The organism is Alkalinema pantanalense CENA528, assembly GCF_050753345.1.
Classification (GTDB): Bacteria; Cyanobacteriota; Cyanobacteriia; order Leptolyngbyales; family Leptolyngbyaceae; genus Alkalinema; species Alkalinema pantanalense.
The window spans coordinates 76,627-96,794 of record NZ_JBLZFX010000012.1 but is presented as its reverse complement, the minus strand read 5'-3'; the positions used below and the strand labels follow the sequence as shown (position 1 = coordinate 96,794).

The window sequence follows — 20,168 nt, the reverse complement described above, 5'->3', positions numbered from 1 at the left end:
TTGCGATGAACTAAGGGGATTTTCAGATTGAGGAGCGTTTTTCAAGTCTCTGCTTCCTTGCTTGTTGGAACAACTGAAAGCATTTTACCCTGGGTAGTTTCTTTGTTAGAAATCTCCTAACTACCCCAATATGTTGGTTAAACCGAATCGAACTTGATAGCGGGCGTCGAATTAAGGTACTTGCTATTTGCTGATACTCATACCTCATCCAATGTTGATGAGGTATTTTTTTAGGAAATATTAATCAAACCAGCACAACAAGGCCATGAGTGCAAACTCAGTGTTTTGTATAAAAAGTACTTTTATTTAGTATTGAACGTACTTTGTGTTCGCAAAGTCATCCACCTATACTGAGAAGCATCAGGTAGAAATTGCCACTTCCTACTTCATTGTTTTTTCTGCTTTATTAATCAAGGTCACATTGTTAGTAAAGTTTTTGGCGAAGACTATGAAGTAGTAAAAACTGCTTGGTTATGGATTAAGAGGGACGTATCCTAATCGACTAGCGTTTTATCAAACAGGAATAGGCTTACAGTGGACGTACCCATTTATATCTTACTGTCAGCTATTCCATTCGCATTAGTGCTTTAGATTACATTTCTCTATAGTTACTCCATGGCCAAGAGAATCAATCACCTGGGGGTTCTCACTAGAGGTTTCGGTATGAGCTATGAGCGTCTTGGAACACATCTGGTTATTGAAGGGTTAGAAAAGTCTTTCGGGACAAATAAAGTTCTAAGAGAATTGAATTTGGAGGTGAAACCTGGAGAATTTGTTGCGATCGTTGGTCGCAGTGGGTGTGGTAAAAGTACCCTACTACGCCTGATTGCCGGTCTAGAAACACCAAGTGCAGGTGGTGTTTTACTAGATGGACAACGAACCCAAAGACTGAGCCCTACAGTACGGATGATGTTCCAGGATTCTCGACTACTGCCCTGGCAGCGGGTCTTGGCCAATGTTGAGTTGGGATTACTGGGCGCTGTGGGCAGCCGACCTCGGGCTTTACAGGTTTTACAATCCGTTGGCCTTGAAGAAAAGGCTAATGAGTGGCCTGCTGCGCTCTCTGGGGGGCAGCGTCAGCGAGTTGCCCTAGCTCGAGCCCTAGCTAGCCAACCTCACTTGCTCTTGCTGGATGAACCCTTAGGGGCGTTGGATGCTTTAACTCGGATTGAAATGCAGCAACTGCTAGAGGATTTGTGGCAGGAGCAACAGTTTACCTCACTTCTGATTACCCATGACGTTGAAGAAGCTGTTGCCTTAGCCGATCGCGTTATTTTAATTGAGCATGGTCAAGTTGTGATGGATGTGCCGGTTGACTTACCTCGCCCTAGACACCGTGCTAGTAAAGCTTTTGCAGAAACGGTTGAAATCATTTTGCAACGAGTGATGCGTAAGCATGACCTTTCAGTTGAGGCTTTGGTGGGTGCTCAGGCATAGGGCCGAGAGTCCTACTTTGGGTTCATTGGGGAAGTTAATAAGCCTACGAAAGTAGATTCCTGAAGGGTGTATATAGCAAACTATCCTAGCAAGGAAACAAATAGCTGTTCCCTAGCACCTTTATCGTTCTATGAGTTTCTTTTACGTCCATGAGTACCTTCAGAATCAAAGCTTCTTTAAGGAAGTATTACTCTCAGGAAAAGCCCCAACTTAACTTAGATCATCCTAAGGTTAAAGTTTTCCTACCCTGGCTATTTCCCATTACTGTTCTTTTGTTTTGGCAATTTTTTGCAGTGATTGGGGTCATTCCTCCACAGGTTCTTCCAGCCCCCCTTAGTGTTGTGACAGCGGCGATTAAGCTGACTCAATCTGGTGAACTGCCCAGAAATATTGGCATTAGTTCCCTACGGGCAATTAGTGGCTTTATTATTGGTGGAGGAATTGGATTTGCCCTGGGCATTATTAACGGGATCTCACGGGTTTCAGAGTCACTGTTTGATACAACGCTGCAAATGTTGCGCACGATTCCTAACCTTGCACTTTTACCGTTGGTGATTCTGTGGTTTGGAATCGGTGATGAAGCTCGATTATTTCTAGTTTCCCTAGGGGTGATGTTCCCAATTTACCTAAATACCTTCCATGGCATTCGGCAGGTAGATCCTGGTTTGATTGAGATGGGTCGTGTTTATGGTTTAAATGCTTGGCAATTATTCTGGAAAATTATTCTTCCAGGAGCCATGTCATCTATCTTAGTAGGTGTCAGATTTTCCCTTGGAATTATGTGGCTTACTCTGATTGTGGCTGAAACGATCGCTGCCGATTCCGGCATCGGTTACATGGCAACTAATGCAAGAGAATTCATGCAAACCGATGTGATTGTTCTTGCGATCGTCATGTATGCTTTATTTGGCAAACTAGCAGATAGTGTTGCTAGATATTTGGAACGTTCTTGGTTGCGTTGGCATCCTAACTACCAAAAGTCATAGACTGTATCCTGGTAATAGACTAGTAGCAAGCTAGTTAAAGGATGTCGTAAAATCAAGATCAATCAGTGCTTTCTTTAGCCTTACTATCCTCTCTCAGCCTCCAAATTTGGAGGCTTTTTTATTAGGACTTATATGTTAAATCGATATTCCTTGATCCATCAACGCAATATCGATTTAATAGAATCTAACGCGTGCTAATTGCAATATATAAAACATTTCTACAGACATTAAAACTACAAAAACTAAGAAGCATAAACAAGTTTTTAATGTCATCAAAATAATTAAAATAAAATATTCAGGATTGACAAGATGATTGGCTTTCTATAAAGTTAGACTATCTAACAATTAGTGTGTGACTGCTTAAGCGATCACTACAGAAATCATCGTTACGAGAATCAGCACTACGAAAGTCATCGCTACAGGCTACAGATAGTTGACCAGTCTGGCGATTCTAGTTTTTGTACAGCACCGTCAAAATAACGTCAAAAGAACATGAGTAAGCTACGTCAGTTGCGTTTAGGGGCATTTATTCAAGCCACAGGGCATCATGTTTCTGCATGGCGACACCCCGATGCTCAAATTGATGCTGGATTAAATTTTGCCCATTACAAACACATTACTCAAACGGCTGAACGAGGCTTGTTTGATGCAGTGTTTCTGGCCGATAGTCCTGGTGTTTGGGGAGGGGCTCCTGAAAGTCAAAGTCGAAATGGTAAGATTGTCCATTTTGAACCCGTGACGCTCTTCTCGGCTCTCTCAGCAGTCACTGAGCGGATTGGATTTATCGCTACGGCTTCTACGACCTATGAAGATCCCTATACCTTAGCCCGGAAGTTTGCTTCTTTGGACTATCTCAGCAACGGGCGTGCCGGGTGGAATGTGGTCACAACCGGGAATGAAAATGCAGCGGCCAACTTCGGACTCGCGCACCACCCAGAACATAGTCAGCGCTATGAGCGGGCTGAAGAGTTTGTGGAAGTGGTGAAAGGGCTCTGGGATAGTTGGGAAGATGATGCATTTATTCGCGATCGGGAGTCAGGGGTCTATTTTGAGCCGGAGAAACTCCACGTCCTCAACCATCAAGGCAAACATTTTTCCGTTAAAGGGCCTCTGAACGTGGGTCGTCCCCCTCAGGGCTATCCAGTGATTGTGCAAGCAGGGGCTTCCGAAGCAGGGCGAGACCTAGCGGCACGGACGGCTGAAGTGATTTTCACAGCCAATCAAACCCTAGAAGATGCCCAGGCATTTTATGCGGATGTTAAAGGTCGATTGGCCCAATATGGCCGATCGCCGGATGATCTGAAAATTATGCCCGGTGCTTTTCCAATCATTGGCCGCACGGAAGAAGAAGCCCAGGAGAAATACGAATTTCTGCAATCCTTAATCCATGATGAGGTTGCCTGGGGCATTTTGAAGCAGTATTACAAAGGGGTGAATTTAACCCAATATTCCCTAGATGATCCTGCACCAGAACTCCCCAGCGACACCAACAACAACAAGAGTCGGCTGAAATTAGTCGCGGATCTAACAGCACGCGGGAATTTAACCCTGCGTCAATTGTATCTAGCACTGGCTACAGCCCGAGGCCATCGCACCATCATTGGGACGCCGGAAGGGATTGCAGATCAGTTAGAAGAATGGTTTACCAACGGTGCAGCGGATGGATTTAATATCATGCCACCGATTTTACCCACAGGCTTAGAGGATTTCGTCAATTTGGTGATTCCCGTGTTACAGAAGCGCGGCCTATTTCGGACTGAGTACGAAGGCAAGACGCTGCGGGAAAACCTCGGTCTACGGCGGCCAGACAATCAACTGGCAATTGCCCGATCGCAGAAGCAATTAGTCGCCGTATAGCAAAGGCTTTGGTATGGCTAGTTCTGGGTGAAATCCAACCTCATCCTGTATTTCACTCTTTTGCACAAGCAGACAAACTAACCCTACCAAATTGTTCGATAGCCCCATTCGATGGCCCCAAAGGCCACCGCAGATCTAGATCTGGATAGATCTAGATCAACCCAGCTCAATGTCAATCCAGATCCTAGTCAATCTAGACCCTGGAAAAAACTGTACCTTTGGAGACACCTACCATGGTTGAAGTTAGTCGGTTGAATACTTCCCGTTCCGCTGCCATCCGTGCCAATCTCGATTATCCCGTGATTGATACGGATGTGCACACTAATGATTTTACGCCTGCGTTTGAGGACTACATTGCCCATTATGGCGGATCCCATTTGGTGGATGAATTGCGTAAAGCTGAAAACTATCGCCTGAATTCTAAGGCAGATGGCAAGGATTGGTATCAGCAAACGCCAGAAGAGCGCCAATACTACCGCACCCTCCGATCGCCATGGTGGGCACGGGTCACTCGCAATACTTTGGATCTAGCAACCTATACGCTACCGGAGTTGCTCTATGAGCGGCAGGCGGAACAGGGTTCCGATTATTCCATCCTGTTTCCCAACAACGCATTAGCCGCTGGTGGCGCGAAACCCGAAAATCGTCAGGCATTGCAACGGGCGATCAATCACTACCATGCAGACATTTATCGCAAGTATAGCGATCGTCTAACCCCGGTGGCGGGCATCACCATGACCACGCCCCAAGAAGCGATCGAAGATTTGGAATTTGCGGTCAATACCCTGGGATTGAAGGTCATCAACATTCCGGGAGGCGTGCGCCGTCCAATTAAATCGATCGCTGACAAATATCCCGCTGACCAGTTCCCCGAAATTGCGAAGTACGCTTCCTACATTGACTTCTTTGGCCTAGATAGTGAATATGATTACGATCCCTTCTGGGCAAAGGTTGTGGAACTGGGTGTACCCATTACCACCCACTATGGCAGCCAGGGCTGGACAGGGCGTTCTTCCATTAGCAATTACATGAATAACCACATCGGTCACTTTGCCGATGGGTCCCAAGCCTTTGCTAAAGCCCTCTTCTTTGGTGGGGTGACGAAGCGTTTCCCGAAACTGCGGGCCGCCTTTTTGGAAGGGGGGGCAGACTGGGGTGCCCATGTTTACATTCATCTGGTCGATCGCTACGGCAAACGCAATCTCAAGGCGCTGCAAAACTACAACCCAGCGCTGACCAACTCTAACGAGCTGTATCAATTGTTTGAGCGCTTTGGAGGGGAAATCACAAAAGGTTATGACCTCAGCCCTGAGGAACTGACTCGGACGGTGCTTGGAGCCTCCTTCAACCGCTATAGCCGTGAACCCGTCGGCAGCGAACTTGAGGACTTTGCAGCAGCTGGAATTGAGCGCGTGGAAGACATTCGCGATCGCTGGGTGAATCCCTTCTTCTTTGGTTCGGAATCCGACGATCGGACGATCGCCGCTGCCTTCAACGACAAAGCGAATCCCTTGGGGGCCAAGATTAACGCCATCTACTCCTCCGATGTGGGCCACTGGGATGTGCCCGATATCACCTTGCCCCTGGCCGAAAGCTGGGAATTGGTGGAAGAAGGGGTCATTTCTGAAGCAGATTTCAAAGCCTATGTGTTTGAGAATCCCTACCGACTCTACACCGAAGCGAATCCTGACTTCTTCAAGGGAACGGCGATTGAATCGAAGCTGAACCAGTTACAAACCCAATCTGCTGACCAGAACTTGGTAACTGCATAGTGTTGGGCGATCGAGGAATCTCTACGATTCCTCGATTCAGCAAGGTATCAATTTTTAATGACCCAGGGAATACAACCATGAGTAACGTTTCAGCACTCAAAAAGGTTCGGACTGAAATCAGTGGCACCGTGTTTTCGCTGCCCTATTATGTTGCCCGTGAAAAAGGCTATTTTGCTGAGGAAGGACTCGATATCGAGTTTATCGTCAAGAATGGCTTCAAAAAACCTGTTTCCGATGCTCAACTGATTCAGGATCATCATACAGTCAGTTCTTTCGGTGGCCCCTCACCGTTTGAACAAAGTGAAACCAGCCTTTATCGTGCCTGCGAGTGGGGACAGGTGCGTCGAACCTATGATAGCCAGCGGGGTGGTCAGGTTGTCGCAAAGCGGGCAGCGGTTGCGAGTCAAGCCATTATTGTGCGACCCGATGCGTCGTATAACATCCCACAGGATTTGGCAAACGTCCCGATCGGTGTGAACTTCCATCATGGCTCTCACTACATCGTGATCCAGCTTCTAGAAGGATTCTTGAAAGATAGTGAAATCCAAGTGGTTCACATTGATGGAGCCAATCGCTTTCTAGCCTTGCGGGATGGATTGGTCGATGCAGTTGCCGTGATGGAACCCTGGATCACTGTGGCAGAGAAACTGGGGTACAAGATCATTGCTGAAGCTCACTATGTTGGCTTGGAAATCGGTAGCCCTGATCTCGATGCAGAAACCTTTGAAGCGGTGAATCGCGCAATTCGACGAGCGGTGAAAGATCTTCAAGCTAATCCGATCGACTTTGTGAAGTACTTGATCGAAGATGTGTCTGAAGACATTGTTCATCTAGAACCCTCAGACTTCCGCCGCAATCGGTTACGCTACGTTGATCCCGCTCCCTATCCAGAAGCTGATTTTCGCCGCAGCTATGAATGGATGGTGAAGTGGGGATTAATCAAGCCCGATGCAACCTTTGAGAAAATTGTCGATAACCGTGTTGCAGCGGCTGTTGGTTAGCCCTCAATGCAATTGCAATGCAGCATAACCCCCTTAATCGGTTGATTGCTGCATTGCAATCGTTTTTCTGATTGCGAAGATTTGCCCCGATAGGTTCATCCGACATTCTGCTATTCCGTCCACTCTCCAATCCCCTATTTACCCACTGAACTCAAACGTATGGTCACGCGTAGACGCTTCATACAACATCTTTCTCTAGGAGCTTCCCTGAGCTTCGGAATCGCAGCGTGTAACAACACAAATCAATCACAACAATCGGTATCGAATTCGCCAGCGCCCAGCACCCCATCTAGTCCAGTCATCAAAATGCCAACCAAAATCAAAATTGGAGCCGTCACTGGAATTAACTCGATCGATGTGTGGATTCCCTATGATTTGGGCTACTTCAAAGAAGCTGGACTAGAGGTTGAAGTGATCCAGTTTAGAAGTGCTACCAAAATGCGAGATGCAGTGGTTGCCGGGGAGTTGGACTTCAGTGCCCAAGCGCCTTTGCATGTGTATTTGTCTCGACTGAAAGGGATTCCATTAAAAGTGGTGGCAAATCGCCGCAATATTGTGGACGCAGCGCTGATTGTGCGACAAGAGTTGCAATCCTCAACGCAAAAAGTCGCAGACTTGAAAGGCAAGAGTATCTCGATCGGGACTGTGGGAAGTTGGAGTTGGGCACTGGCGGAAAAGTACCTCCAGAAAAATGGATTGACGCCTGAGAGCGATGTGAAATATGTCGCCAGCGAATCGAGTACGAACTATGCCCTGATCAAAAGTGGTCAGGTGGATGCTGCCGTTGCCAACGCGCCTGACTTGACCAAGATCCTGGAAGAGAAAGCTGGATATATTTTAGTAGATCCCACTGAGCCAGCCGTGCATCAGGAATACTTTGGGGCGGCGGAAGCCATGACTCGTGCCTGGTTAGCCCACGAGCGGATTCTCAAGGATAAACCGGATGCGGTCGAGAAACTCGTCCAAGCGGCTAATCGTACCTTTGATTATTTGCACAAGACGGCTCCCACAGAAGCAGCAGCGGTACTGGTCAAACGCTTTGAAGGAACTTCCGCAGAGACGTTAGCTAGCAGTATCCAGCGGGATATTAAACGGGCAATTCCGACGGATTCTTCGATCAGTAAGGCCGCCTATGATGCCGATCAGAAAGTCTTCCTGGAAACGGGTGTGATCAAGAAAGCAGTTCCCTACGAGGAGGGCGTTTACGATGCCAAGTCTGGAAACCGGGCTTGATTACACTCCCAACCTTGCAACGTCTTATGCACTGGAAGCACGGCATGTCTCGATTACCTATCGCACTCAGCAGCGCCGAATTGAAGCTCTCCAGGATATTAATCTTGCGGTCAAACCAGGGGAATTTCTGACTCTAATTGGGCCTAGTGGATGTGGCAAAAGTACGTTATTAAATGCTTTTGCTGGAATTCAGCGATCGGGGGTGGAGCAAGCGGGAGAAATTCGTCGTCCTCAAAATCATGCGATCGGCTATCTCTTCCAGAAACAAACGCTGCTGCCTTGGCGAACGGTTTTAGAGAATGTGGTTGCCCCCTTAGAAATTCGGGGAGTCTCTCGGCTGGAACGCCGTGCTAGAGGATTAGAGTTGCTGCATAAGTACGGCTTGGGTGGCTTTGAGCAGAGTTACCCGAGTGAGTTGTCCGGTGGAATGCAACAGCGAGTTTTATTGATTCGTACGCTGATCTATCAGCCGGATGTGGTGTTGCTGGATGAACCTTTGAGTAGTTTGGATGCTCAAACTCGTGTCCTTCTGCAAGATGAGTTTCTCAGGCTTTGGCGGGATACAGGTTGTACCTTCGTTTTAGTGACACATGATCTAGAGGAAGCGATCGTACTTTCGCAGCGGGTCTTTCTCCTCGGGGCCCGTCCCGGTAGACTGGTGCGTGAGTTTGAGATTGATTTACCACGGGAGCGATCGGCATTCACGATTCGGACGGATCCTCAGTTCCAGGCGATTCAGCGGGAACTTTGGGGAGAACTAACCACACAGGTCTTACAGCAACGAGAAGCCAGTCAGAGCCGTTAATTTCGAGAGGAGTGTATTGGTGAGTAGCAGCAAACTCGTGATTGAACAACCCCTTCGATCGCCCAATTCTTTGAATCCCCCAGCCAAACGATCGCCATCTTTGGTGCGAGTGGTGCGCCGTTTGTTGGTGCAATTCGCTCCATTGCTGATTATCTTATTGGTATGGGAAGGATTGAGCGGTAGTTGGGGTAAGCAATTTCAACTCATCGAGCCAGGATTGCTAGGGAAACCGAGCGAAATTGGACAGGCATTTATTCAACTAATTGCCAGTGGGAGCATTTTTCTCCACATTTGGATCACGGTGCAGGAAGCGATCGGGGGATTGCTTCTTGCGATCGTGGCGGGGGTAACGGTGGGAATTGCCTTATCTTATTCGCGGGTTGCTTCTCAGATTGCGCTGCCCTACATTCAAGTTTTGAACTCGATTCCCCGGATTGCCTTAGCGCCCTTTTTCATCATCTGGTTTGGCATCGGTTTAACCTCTAAGGTTTTGTTAGCCGCACTCGCCGCTTTTTTTCCCATTTTCTTTACAACCTATCAAGGGTTACAGAATATTCAAGCAGAATTAGTCGATGCGTTTTGGGTAATGGGCGCGAGTCAATGGCAAATCCTACGGATGGTGATTCTCCCTTCGGTTGTGATTTGGGTGATTGCAGGAATTCGGACGAGTTTGGGTATGGCACTGGTGGGTGCACTGGTGGCGGAATACATCGGCTCCAATCAGGGCTTGGGCTTTTTGTTGATGTCGGCGCAGGGGGTTCTGAATGTCGATCGAGCTTGGGCAGTTTTGATCTTTTTAGCCGCGATCGGGATCTTTCTGGATGGATCGTTGCAACGTCTGGAATCCTACTTGCTACGGTGGAAACCGACACAGCATCAGCCATAAAATTTATGCTAACGATTATGGTGTGGGAAATACAAAATACTATTCACAATCAATGCACAATTGAACACTATGACTTTACCAACCACAAAACTCGGTCAAACCGGATTAACAGTTTCTCGTCTTGTCCTTGGGACGATGACTTTTGGCTTACAAACCGATGAAGACACATCGAGAAAAATTCTAGATACGGCTGCGGAAGCGGGAATTAACTTCCTCGATACGGCTGATGTTTACCCATTAGGAGGTGGACTGGAGACGATTGGACGGACAGAGGAAATTGTGGGACGTTGGCTCCAGGGCAAACGGGATCAGTTTATTCTGGCGACGAAAGCCGTTGGTCGAGTGGGAACCGCTCCTTGGGATCAGGGGGCTTCCCGCAAACACCTTCTGGATGCGATCGACGCTTCTCTGCATCGCTTGAACACGGATTATGTTGATCTGTACCAACTCCACTCGGATGATGCGTCAACGCCTCTGGATGAAACTCTGGAAGCATTAGATACGATCGTTCGGTCAGGAAAGGCTCGCTATATCGGCGTTTCTAACTTTCTGGCCTATCGGTTGAGTCGGGCGTTGGGTCGGGCAGAGGTTCGCAATCTGACACGATTTGTTTCGATTCAGCCTCGTTATAATTTGCTATTTCGTGAAATTGAGCGAGAGTTGTTACCACTGGCTGAAGAAGAAGGATTGGGCGTGATTCCCTACAATCCATTAGCAGGTGGGCTTCTGACAGGGAAGCATAATCGAGCCGGTGAACCGACACCAGGAACTCGATTTACGCTCGGTGCGGCAGCGGAACGCTATCAAGACCGTTATTGGCACGATCGAGAGTTTAATACCGTAGAAGAACTCCGAACGGTTGCAGATGCGGCGGGATTGTCGTTGACGACGCTTTCCCTGGCTTGGGTCTTAGCGAACCCGATTATCACGGCTCCGATTATTGGGGCAAGTCGTCCAGAGCAATTGACCGATAGTTTGAAAGCGATCGAAGTCAAACTGGATGCCAGCCTGAAACAAAAATTAGATGACATTACCGCTGAATACCGTCGAGGAGATGCTGTGCGGTAAATGGTGAAATCAATTCTGTTTGATTTGGATGATACATTGCTCGATCGCAATACATCGATTCAGCAGTTCATTGCAGCCCAGTACGATCGACTATCTCGCTCTTTCAATCACGTCTCCAAAACGGATTATGTGACTCGATTTGTTGAGCTAGATTGTCATGGTCGAGTTGGGAAAGATCAGGTTTATCAAACGCTGGTTGCGGAATTTGCCATTGAGACGATTCGTTGGAAAGCCTTGCGGGAGGATTACGAAACTCAGTTTCAGTGGCATTGTATTCCGTTTCCCTTTCTTGTCGAAACGTTGCACCAGTTTAGACAACAAGGGTACTTGTTAGGGATTGTGACAAATGGATTAGGGCATGTTCAGAACCGTTCGATCGATGGGTTGGGAATTCGAGATTACTTTGATACCATCCTCATTTCGGAAGTTGAACAAGTCAGAAAACCGGAGCCTGAGATTTTTTTGCGAGCCTTAGATCGATTAAGAACCACTGCCCACAACAGTGTCTTCATTGGGGATCATCCAAAAGCAGATATTGAGGGGGCAAAAGGGGTTGGGATGAAGACAATTTGGAAGCGGAATTCCTACTGGCTGGAAACGCCAACCGCTGATGCCACCATTGACCATCTGCATGAGATTCCTGCCATTCTGCAACAGTTTGACAATAACTAGGGAGAATCTACCTTGATACGCCACGATCGTCAATTGCTTAACCGTCAGCCTCGTGCTGTAGCATCTTACCAACGGGCAGAGGGTGTCCAACCCTTACCCAATACAACCTTTGGATTTATCTATTATTTTGTCAAACAATTTCGAGGTTGGTATGCAGCGATCGTTACATTGGAGATTTTCCATACGGTTTGCAGCATTATGTTGCCCTACGCGATCGGCGAAATTATCCGTAGCGTTACAAAATCCACCGGGGATAGCAAACTGCTTGTTGAGGGACTGAGCCAACCTTTACTGTTGTTTATTAGTTTGAGTCTTGGGGAAGTTGTTTTTGGACGTTCTGCGGGCCTATTGCAGACGATCCGCCATCCTATTCATCGTCAACATATTGTGCGATCGCTCTATGCTTACTTGCAGCACCATTCCCACCGCTATTTGAGTAGCAGTTTTGCAGGAGCCTTAGCCCATCGCATTAGTGAAACGTCCCTCGGCGTCACCCAGACGCTACAGATGCTGATTTCTGAGTTTATGCCAGTCATCATTGGGTACATCGTTTCAACGACCTTACTATACCGAGCCTATCCCCCCCTCGCAGCGTTTGTAGGCACTTGGGCCGTTTTGTTTATCACCATTTCCTTTTGGTTGGCCATGCGCTGCCGGATCTTTGCCCGCAAAGCCGCTGCTGCCCGGAGTGATACCACTGGTATCATTGTGGATGCTGTCACCAACTTGATGAACACGAAGTTATTCGCCCGCCTTGGGTTTGAACGACGTTATTTAAACGAACAATTACGGCGTGAATTGAAGGAGGTCAGAAAATCCAATTGGTATTCCGAGCGAATTCGTTGGTTTCAGTTCATTTCCGCTGCCATTCTCAAAGTTGGGACAGTGTATTATTCACTCTCGCTATGGAGTCAGGGGAAAATTGTGGCGGCGGATTTTGTGGTGGCAACCAGTCTCTCGCTACTCCTAATTAGTGAGGCCCGGAACTTAAGTAAACGCTTTCTCGAATTTTTTGAACATGTGGGTAACGTCAGTAATGGGGTCGGTACGATTATCCAACCCCACGAAATTATCGATCGAGAGGCTGCGATCGACCATTCCATCACCCAAGGGCGCATTGAGTTTCGTCAAGTTCATTTCAGTTACTCCCCTGAAAAACTGGTCTTTAAAAACCTATCTGTTACAATCCAACCCGGTCAGCGCGTTGGCTTGGTAGGCTTTTCGGGTTCCGGCAAATCCAGTTTTGTTAACCTGATTTTGCGATTATTTGATCCCCGCTCAGGTCAAATTTTAATTGATGGGGTTGATATCCGCGACATGTCCCAGGATGCACTCCATGCCCAGATTAGCCTTATTCCTCAAGATCCCTCCTTATTCCACCGCACACTGTGGGAAAACATTCGCTACGGACGCCTGGATGCAACGGAAGCAGAGGTAATCGAGGCAACGCGGAAAGCCCATGCCCATGATTTTATTGTGCCGATGCCAGAGGGATACGATTCCTTGGTGGGGGAACGGGGTGTTAAATTATCCGGTGGACAGCGGCAACGCATTGCGATCGCACGGGTGATTCTCAAAGATGCTCCCATCCTGATTTTGGATGAAGCGACTTCGAGTTTAGATTCGATTACGGAAAAAGCCATTCAAGAGACGCTGGATTTAGCCATGGCCAATAAAACGGTGATTGTCGTAGCCCATCGGCTATCTACGATCGCCCATCTCGATCGGATTCTCGTGTTTGACCAAGGCCAAATCATTGAAGATGGAACCCATGCCCAATTATTAGCCCTCGGAGGAGCTTACCATCGCCTATGGATTATGCAAGCCGGCGGGTTCTTGCCTGAAGAAGATACCCAGAAAGCAATTATCTCCATCCGGTAATCAGTTCGCAGAGGATTTGGCGAGAATCCGTACAACGTAAGCTTCGACGGGAGACAATCGTTGCCCTCCCCCAACCCTCTCCCAAATTGGGAGAGGGCGCAAGCCTTCTAGGTCTTCTTCTCCCAGGGTTAGGAGGTTAGGAGAAGGGGGCAAGGGAATCAGGACAGAATTCATGCCATCATTCAACACAGCCAAAAATGCCCCTTCCGATGCCCGTCCGCCTCAGATTCATTCAAAGAACTCATTCCGAGACGTGGGGGCTGAAGGGGCGAACACTAGAAGGGAGAAATCAAACGATCTGCTAGATACCCATTAGAAGGAGAAGTTTGTGCGGAGCGCTCCTACCCAAATGGCATCATTGGCAGCATTATGCTCTGGATTGGTGATCACGTATACGCTGGGAGTCACCGTCACTCCATTGGTGACCCGGAAGGTGTAGAACGCCTCTAAATGCAGAGAGGTATCCACATCTTGGCGTCTAGCTGCACCTGCTCGGGGCCGGTATTCATTGCTAGTGACCTTGGGCGGAACCCCAATAATGAATCCACCCAAGTTCCCCTTAGCAAACAGATCAGGAAACGCTAGAAAGACGGCTCCATGTACGATCGTGGCATCATTGCTCGCACCCTTCACCTGATGGGCTTGGGTATAGCCAAACCACCCTCCTAACTGAAAAGTAGGACTGGTACGCCAATTGAATTGCAGACCAAAGTTGTCTGAAACCGTTGCATTTTGCTCAAAGGGGTTTCTCGCAAAGGTGCTACCAGTGCCCCCGGTCAGGTTAAACCCGGTGTTGGAACCAAAGTACTTGCGGCTATAGGTAAAGGCAACGTCCAAAGCTTTAGATGGGGAATAGGTGATTTGGCCAAGGATCAAATTATTACTACCAAATAACCCACGACCCTGTTCTGGTAAATTGGCTTGGGTGCCGTCAGCAATGTAGGAAAAATTCAAGCGTAGCTGGGGATTGAGCTGATAGGCTAAAGCTGCGCCCACCCCATCAAAGCCCGGTCGATAAACCGTATGGTTGAAAATCGCAAAGCGGGAGGTCGCTCCATTCGCCCCCCCAACCAAGGGATTGAGCGTTGGCACGGAAACCGCTGGTTGCAGTGCACGCGGGCCCACCCAAACCGTCAACTTATCCCCAACCGGAAATCGATAATACAGTCGCGCTAAATAAAACGCATTATCCCCAAAGGATCCCGAACCATCGAAACTCGATCGTGTCATTTGGGTTCCGGTGAGATTTGCTAGCCTCGGTTCAGGGACATTCGTTGCTCGAAAACCTGTAGTCAGCAAATCTTTACCCGTAAAGCTAGTCTGCAAATCTAGGCGAACATCATAGGCAGTGAAGGTATTGGTTTGATCTTCAGTATCCTTGGCAGGTGTATTGTTTGCCCGATCGCCAAAGGTATCCCCAATCAGAAAAGTTGCACTCCCACGGAGCTTCGTTGTTGTGCTAAATTGTTGCTTTTCTAAGGTTGCTGTCTTTGCTTCAAGCTTATCAATTCGGCCTCGCAAAGTACTCAGTTCCGCTGCAAATTCTTCCTGCAACTTCTGTAAAGTTACCAAGTCTTCCTTCCGCACCAAATCCTTAGTTGTTGCTGATAGCAATTCATTAATGCGATCCAAGGTTGCATTTAGTCCAGCGGCAAACTCATAGCGCGTAAGGGCTCGATTGCCTCGGTAGGTTCTATCGGGGTATCCAGCAATCACCCCATAACGCTCGACCAAGGACTGTAGTGCCTGAAATGCCCAATCCGTTGGTTTGACATCTGATAATTGAGAAACAGACGTGACTTGTCCCAAGTTCTCATTGCCCAAGGCCCCATCTCCTGGCCCTCCGATCGAGTCTGCATTGGTGAGGGCAGATAGTAGGGACTGCTGAGACTGGGGTGGGGAGATTCTAGATGAGTCAGATTTCAGAGATCCCGATGCCTGGGGAGCTTGACCGGAGTGGGGGACTAAGGAAGGAAGGGCTGACTCTGGCTTGTCTGAGGCGATCTTATCTGAGGCGATCTTGTCTGAGGCGATCGCAACGGAGTCAGACACCACAACTGACAGTGCCGTTGACAAAATTGTTGACAGTGTTGTGATCAGTAGGCTCAACCCAAGGGAAGTGGTCATGCCATGCCCTGGGCGAACTTTTTTTAAAGGAAAGGGTGAACGATGACGAACGAACGACTGAAGATTCATTACGATGCCTCACAACACGGATTCACATACAAAAGGATATCCAACTAGCTTTTAAAGTAAGAGCTAGCAATTTTCAGCAACTGTTCCAGCGACTGTAAGCAGTTTTAAGTGACTTCAAAAGTTTTAAGTGACTTCCAATGACTTCTCCGGACAATCACCTTCACAGGGGTCACATTTCAATCCTTGCAATTTTTCAAAAGTTCATCTTGCAATTTTGAAGATTGTCTAGTCTGATGTAGAGCACAATATCGATAGATCGCAATACCCTATAGATCGCAATGGATCGCCATTTAATAGCAAGTTGATATCATTACTAAATGGCCATTGAATTACCGTCTACGAATTGCCGTCTACGAGACAAACTACCTACCATCTACAAATTGTCATCTCAATATTGCTATCTACTGATTACTGCCTACTGATTACCTGCTGATTACTATCTACTGGGTGTCATTTACCCATTACCATCCATTAGCCTGCCAGTCTGCCGTACCCTACAGATTCTCAGCGGCCTAACGATGGATTCAAATGACGGGTCAGTTATTCGCCCAATGCACAGGGCGATCGGGGCTGAACTGGGATAGGACAAATCTACACTAAACCGATAGGGTTACCGAGGTAACTGTAGAGTTTATCGTTGCATAGGGTCTTGAAAAAGGCAAGATTAATCGCGAAGAAAGATTTAATTTGATAACAATTGACAATTAGCCACCAAAAACAACAATTTTTGAGAAAAAATTCAGTCTAAAAGTGATCTTTGAACTTGACATCTGTGGTCACGATCGGTAAATCAGCGCTGGACTCGATCGACCACAGAGGAATAAACGCCCCAGATCCTTTTCCCTTCAGCCACTCATCACCTAAAACTCCGCCGAAAGATGCTGCCAAAAACAGCAACCAACCAGGAGGAAAAGTACTCCAGACAACGGACTCCGCAGTCAAATAATGTGATTTAAAATACAAGTTTTATGTTAACGGCAAGGCTTGTCTTCCCAAGTAATGTGTGAGACATTATCCTAAGTCTACTAATCCGATAGATAAACCGTGGATTCCATCGTGGTTTTCTTTTGCGCTAGGCGTTCTGTGCTGGACTTTCTGTACTCAGTCTTTGTACTAAACTCTTGTACTAAATCTCTGTACTAGTTGTCTGGCAGGATCTCGATAGATTATGGCCTTGGATTATACAGTCTGGACTGTTAGCCTGGACTGCTATACGGTTTGTACATTGTTCATTTTGTCCCTGCACCGGATAGGCGATCGTACAAGCCTCGTATCAACTTGCATCGTGTAAACTTACCCGAATCTACCGCTACTTGTCAGACCACTCAAAAAAAAGTGAGTCAATCCTTTAGATTCACTCACTCAAAGCTTTGTATGAATCTACCTTAGCGCTATCCATCACGCGCTGACGTAGATTGAATTAGGTGACGTTAAATGGGTCACGTTACCGGGTCTTTAGACTTTGATCTTTATACAATGAGCATTCTCCCTAGGGGGCAATATTTCTGCTCAAGGTCATAGAGATCAAGTCGCGGAGCTGTTCTCGAACAACGTTCAGATAGGCTTCATTTTGTAACGTATCCGATGGAACTTGTCCTGCTTGAATTCCTGCTTGCACCAGGGTCTCAGGAGTAATTCGACCGGTTTGTACTGCGTAAACCAAATCTCCATTGGAGGGAATCCCTTGCTGAGTCAGGTAGCCTTGTTGCGCTAGTTGAACCAGGGTGACGGGAGGGGTTATTTGGCTCGTTACAGGTGAGGGTTCTCCAGCAGCCAAGGCCGTCGGAACGATCGCCAACAACAAAGCAGCCGACAGAGTTGTAGAGGTTAACAGTTTCATTTCGGTTCTCTCAGTTTTGAATTGTTGAAACAGTTTTAGGAACGTGCCAGATCCCTACTACTAGTTTCAACAATTTTTCCTAATTTTTCATCCCTAAATTTAGGGAATTTAGTAGGGTTCCAGGGTTTTTTGGGAAATTTTTAATTTCTCAATATCCGCAGTAGTTTATGGAGATTTCCCTAGTCATTTCCAGGGGGCGAGATCTCCTGATAACCCTTGCTCACAATCTTTTCAACAATCTTTCCAAGAATATTCTGAAGGTGGTCAAGGCTAATGGTGGAATTTGGGTTAAATGGTAAAACTGCAATTGTCACAGGTGGTAGTGCAGGAATTGGCTTAGCAACCGCAAAGGCACTCTACCGCGAAGGGGTCAAGGTCGCGATCGCTGCACGGAACCCAGAACGGTTAGAACAAGCAGTGAACAGCATTCGTGAACTTTCGCCAACCTCCGCTAGCCAGACGGTTGGGGACGTGCTTGCTATCTCAGCCGACGTTAGCCAAGCAGAAGGAATCGAAAAGATTGTCAGTCAGACCCTCTCACACTTTGGGCCCATTGATATTTTGGTCAATAACGCGGGATCCGCTCGGGCTGGATCCTTCTTAGACCTGGGAGATGAGGCTTTCATCGAGGCGTGGGATCTGAAATTGCTGGGGTATATTCGGCTCGTAAGGTCGATCGTTCCCGGCTTGATTCAGCAACGAAGTGGACAAATTATTAACATTGTGGGCGGCGCTGGACGGACGCCTCGGGCTAATTTTCTTCCCGGTGGCACCACCAATGCAGCCTTACTGAATTTTACTCGCGGCATTTCTAAGGAATTGGCACAGTACAACATTCGCATTAATGCCATTTCCCCAGGACTCACCGCAACGGAACGGGCAGAACATTTAGCCGAGCAAACCTCCCAATCCTTAGGAATTTCGGTGGAACAATACAAAGCTGAGATTCTTCATAGCATTCCCCTGGGACGCATTGTTCCTCCTGAAGAAATTGCCAACCTAGTTTTATTTCTCGTGTCAGATTTAGCAGCTTCAATTACTGGCTCAGAGATTTTAGTGGATGGCGGGGCAACACCGGGAGTTTAAGACTGAGTCAAATTGTATTTAAAGTACGAAATTATTGCTGCTGAATATACTGAGACAATCTCCAGAAAGCACGATAATAAAACTGCAAATCTCGGCAATAACGTGCTTTTAAAAATATCTCTTAGCAAAGAGATGGAGTGAGATTTTTGAATCAATACATGCGGCATTTTGACTCATTTTTGACTGATCAGATTTTTGTCCGCAGTTACTTTTTTCTAGCTTCTCTTGACTTGTTTTTGCTCTATTAAGTTCAAGTTAATTGCTAGTTCATCAGCCATTTTTTATTGTGAGGCATGAATCATGGGTTCCCAATTGAACATCTCCCGGCGTAAGTTTAATCATCTCATTCTGCCAGGCGCGATCGGGTTTTCCACAGTATTGGCATCGAAGGGGCTAGCTCAAGGGGGTTCCAAGAACTTTAAAGCAAATGTGCTGCGAGTTGGATTTCAGACCTCGGGTGATATTCTCAAGATTTCCCGTGCGCTAGAAAAGAAGCTAGAACCCCTAGGCGTGAAAGTAGAGTGGTCGCAGTTTGCCCAAGGGCCTCAACTGATGGAGGCCCTGAAAATCGGCAGGATTGACATTGGCTCAGTGGGTGAAACGCCTCCCATTTTTACCCAAGCATCTGGTGGACCGATCGTTTATATTGTCGGTGCAAAAACCACACCGGAAACAGGAAAAGGGAGTGTAATTGCTGTGCCACCGGATTCACCGATTAGGTCGGTGAGGGATATCAAAGGCAAGGATGTCGTGTTCCAAGCAGCCTCTGCCTCCCATTATCTGATTCTCCGTGCTTTAGAAGAGGCTGGCTTGGGCATTAAAGACATTAATATTAAGAGCTTGTCGAATGTGGAAGCTCGGGGAGCTTTCTTGGCCGGTAAGATTGGAGTTTGGGTGACGGGGGATCCCCATTATGCGATCGCTGAGAAATTCAACAAAATTCGAGTGATCCGGGATTCAGTTGGGATTCAGTCTCCAGGTGGCTATTACGTTGCATACAAACCTTGGGCCCAGGAAAATATTGGTCTCTTGAAGCATATCGTCCAAGAAATTGAGAATGTTGATCAGTGGGCCGATCGGAATCGAGATGAGTTCATCAAAATTTATGCTGAAGCTCAAAAAGTGGATTTGGATGTGGCCAAACGCATTGTAGATCGACGCACCTTTGGACGGAGAGCCATTAGCCCAGATCTGATCAAAGAACAGCAACGCGTCGCTGATTACTTCTTTAAGAATGGTGTGATTCCTAAGCAGGTCAATATTAGTGAGGCCTTACTCACTCCGGAGCAATACGCTGAAATTACACCGGCTAATATCAGCCAAAAGTAAATATGTACTTGAGTCAATCAGTGACATATCCATGTGTGCCTACTGGGGTAGAGAAAGGAGGCAATATCCTCCTCTATTGGTCGTTGTTGGGTAATTAATCGATGATTTAGGCAGGAAAT

16 protein-coding genes are annotated in these 20,168 nt (G+C 47.3%); 13 read left to right on the top strand and 3 right to left on the bottom strand.

What is annotated here, in order from left to right; genetic code table 11:
- Nucleotides 1-663: 663 nt before the first annotated feature.
- From ACN4EG_RS06470 to ACN4EG_RS06420, 11 genes are all read left to right on the top strand, one after another.
- A complete protein-coding gene (locus tag ACN4EG_RS06470) occupies nucleotides 664-1,437 on the top strand; it encodes an ATP-binding cassette domain-containing protein (RefSeq protein ID WP_431628506.1) in 774 nt (257 codons plus the stop codon).
- 149 nt (nucleotides 1,438-1,586) lie between these two features.
- On the top strand, nucleotides 1,587-2,423 hold the full coding sequence (locus tag ACN4EG_RS06465; RefSeq protein ID WP_431628504.1) for an ABC transporter permease subunit: 837 nt from the start codon (nucleotides 1,587-1,589) through the stop codon (nucleotides 2,421-2,423).
- Between the two features lie 492 nt (nucleotides 2,424-2,915).
- Entirely contained in the window at nucleotides 2,916-4,280 is a 1,365-nt protein-coding gene (locus ACN4EG_RS06460) for an LLM class flavin-dependent oxidoreductase (protein ID WP_431628502.1), read from the top strand.
- Between the two features lie 233 nt (nucleotides 4,281-4,513).
- Nucleotides 4,514-6,052: an amidohydrolase family protein gene (locus ACN4EG_RS06455; RefSeq protein ID WP_431628500.1), complete on the top strand. Its 1,539-nt coding sequence runs from the start codon at nucleotides 4,514-4,516 to the stop codon at nucleotides 6,050-6,052.
- A 77-nt stretch (nucleotides 6,053-6,129) separates the two neighbouring features.
- Nucleotides 6,130-7,053, top strand: coding sequence for an ABC transporter substrate-binding protein (locus ACN4EG_RS06450; RefSeq protein ID WP_431628498.1), 924 nt, complete (start codon nucleotides 6,130-6,132; stop codon nucleotides 7,051-7,053).
- A gap of 306 nt (nucleotides 7,054-7,359) precedes the next feature.
- Nucleotides 7,360-8,286 (top strand): ABC transporter substrate-binding protein, encoded by a 927-nt coding sequence (locus tag ACN4EG_RS06445; protein ID WP_431628496.1) that lies wholly within the window; start codon nucleotides 7,360-7,362, stop codon nucleotides 8,284-8,286.
- Nucleotides 8,261-9,091: an ABC transporter ATP-binding protein gene (locus ACN4EG_RS06440; protein ID WP_431628494.1), complete on the top strand. Its 831-nt coding sequence runs from the start codon at nucleotides 8,261-8,263 to the stop codon at nucleotides 9,089-9,091. Before ACN4EG_RS06445 ends, ACN4EG_RS06440 begins: the two co-directional genes overlap by 26 nt.
- 19 nt (nucleotides 9,092-9,110) lie before the next feature.
- On the top strand, nucleotides 9,111-9,977 hold the full coding sequence (locus tag ACN4EG_RS06435) for an ABC transporter permease (protein WP_431628492.1): 867 nt from the start codon (nucleotides 9,111-9,113) through the stop codon (nucleotides 9,975-9,977).
- Nucleotides 9,978-10,046: 69 nt separating this feature from the next.
- Nucleotides 10,047-11,045 (top strand): aldo/keto reductase, encoded by a 999-nt coding sequence (locus ACN4EG_RS06430; RefSeq protein ID WP_431628490.1) that lies wholly within the window; start codon nucleotides 10,047-10,049, stop codon nucleotides 11,043-11,045.
- Nucleotides 11,046-11,717, top strand: coding sequence for an HAD family hydrolase (locus ACN4EG_RS06425; RefSeq protein WP_431628488.1), 672 nt, complete (start codon nucleotides 11,046-11,048; stop codon nucleotides 11,715-11,717). It abuts the gene before it with no gap.
- 12 nt (nucleotides 11,718-11,729) lie between these two features.
- Nucleotides 11,730-13,598, top strand: a complete 1,869-nt coding sequence (locus ACN4EG_RS06420; RefSeq protein ID WP_431628486.1) for an ABC transporter ATP-binding protein — start codon at nucleotides 11,730-11,732, stop codon at nucleotides 13,596-13,598.
- Nucleotides 13,599-13,910: 312 nt separating this feature from the next.
- Here the strand turns inward: ACN4EG_RS06420 and ACN4EG_RS06415 are convergent, their stop codons facing one another.
- From ACN4EG_RS06415 to ACN4EG_RS06405, 3 genes are all read right to left on the bottom strand, one after another.
- Nucleotides 13,911-15,794, bottom strand: coding sequence for an iron uptake porin (locus ACN4EG_RS06415; protein WP_431628484.1), 1,884 nt, complete (start codon nucleotides 15,792-15,794; stop codon nucleotides 13,911-13,913).
- Nucleotides 15,795-16,538: 744 nt separating this feature from the next.
- A complete protein-coding gene (locus ACN4EG_RS06410) occupies nucleotides 16,539-16,682 on the bottom strand; it encodes a hypothetical protein (protein ID WP_431628482.1) in 144 nt (47 codons plus the stop codon).
- A gap of 601 nt (nucleotides 16,683-17,283) precedes the next feature.
- A complete protein-coding gene (locus tag ACN4EG_RS06405) occupies nucleotides 17,284-17,634 on the bottom strand; it encodes a hypothetical protein (RefSeq protein ID WP_431628480.1) in 351 nt (116 codons plus the stop codon).
- A 273-nt stretch (nucleotides 17,635-17,907) separates the two neighbouring features.
- Between ACN4EG_RS06405 and ACN4EG_RS06400 the strand changes: the two genes are divergently transcribed.
- Both ACN4EG_RS06400 and ACN4EG_RS06395 read left to right on the top strand, forming a co-directional pair.
- Nucleotides 17,908-18,720: an SDR family oxidoreductase gene (locus tag ACN4EG_RS06400; protein ID WP_431628479.1), complete on the top strand. Its 813-nt coding sequence runs from the start codon at nucleotides 17,908-17,910 to the stop codon at nucleotides 18,718-18,720.
- A gap of 300 nt (nucleotides 18,721-19,020) precedes the next feature.
- Nucleotides 19,021-20,049, top strand: a complete 1,029-nt coding sequence (locus ACN4EG_RS06395) for an aliphatic sulfonate ABC transporter substrate-binding protein (protein WP_431628478.1) — start codon at nucleotides 19,021-19,023, stop codon at nucleotides 20,047-20,049.
- The last annotated feature ends 119 nt before the right edge of the window (nucleotides 20,050-20,168 follow it).

Bases quoted from the DNA above. Each gene is read 5' to 3' on its own strand.
- ACN4EG_RS06470 (WP_431628506.1), top strand. From the start codon at position 664: ATGAGCTATGAGCGTCTTGGAACACATCTGGTTATTGAAGGGTTAGAA.
- ACN4EG_RS06430 (WP_431628490.1), top strand. From the start codon at position 10,047: ATGACTTTACCAACCACAAAACTCGGTCAAACCGGATTAACAGTTTCT.
- ACN4EG_RS06405 (WP_431628480.1), bottom strand. From the start codon at position 17,634: ATGAAACTGTTAACCTCTACAACTCTGTCGGCTGCTTTGTTGTTGGCG.
- ACN4EG_RS06395 (WP_431628478.1), top strand. From the start codon at position 19,021: ATGGGTTCCCAATTGAACATCTCCCGGCGTAAGTTTAATCATCTCATT.
- ACN4EG_RS06460 (WP_431628502.1), top strand. From the start codon at position 2,916: ATGAGTAAGCTACGTCAGTTGCGTTTAGGGGCATTTATTCAAGCCACA.
- ACN4EG_RS06450 (WP_431628498.1), top strand. From the start codon at position 6,130: ATGAGTAACGTTTCAGCACTCAAAAAGGTTCGGACTGAAATCAGTGGC.
- ACN4EG_RS06400 (WP_431628479.1), top strand. From the start codon at position 17,908: ATGGTGGAATTTGGGTTAAATGGTAAAACTGCAATTGTCACAGGTGGT.
- ACN4EG_RS06415 (WP_431628484.1), bottom strand. From the start codon at position 15,794: ATGAATCTTCAGTCGTTCGTTCGTCATCGTTCACCCTTTCCTTTAAAA.
- ACN4EG_RS06440 (WP_431628494.1), top strand. From the start codon at position 8,261: ATGCCAAGTCTGGAAACCGGGCTTGATTACACTCCCAACCTTGCAACG.
- ACN4EG_RS06425 (WP_431628488.1), top strand. From the start codon at position 11,046: ATGGTGAAATCAATTCTGTTTGATTTGGATGATACATTGCTCGATCGC.
- ACN4EG_RS06465 (WP_431628504.1), top strand. From the start codon at position 1,587: ATGAGTACCTTCAGAATCAAAGCTTCTTTAAGGAAGTATTACTCTCAG.
- ACN4EG_RS06445 (WP_431628496.1), top strand. From the start codon at position 7,360: ATGCCAACCAAAATCAAAATTGGAGCCGTCACTGGAATTAACTCGATC.
- ACN4EG_RS06455 (WP_431628500.1), top strand. From the start codon at position 4,514: ATGGTTGAAGTTAGTCGGTTGAATACTTCCCGTTCCGCTGCCATCCGT.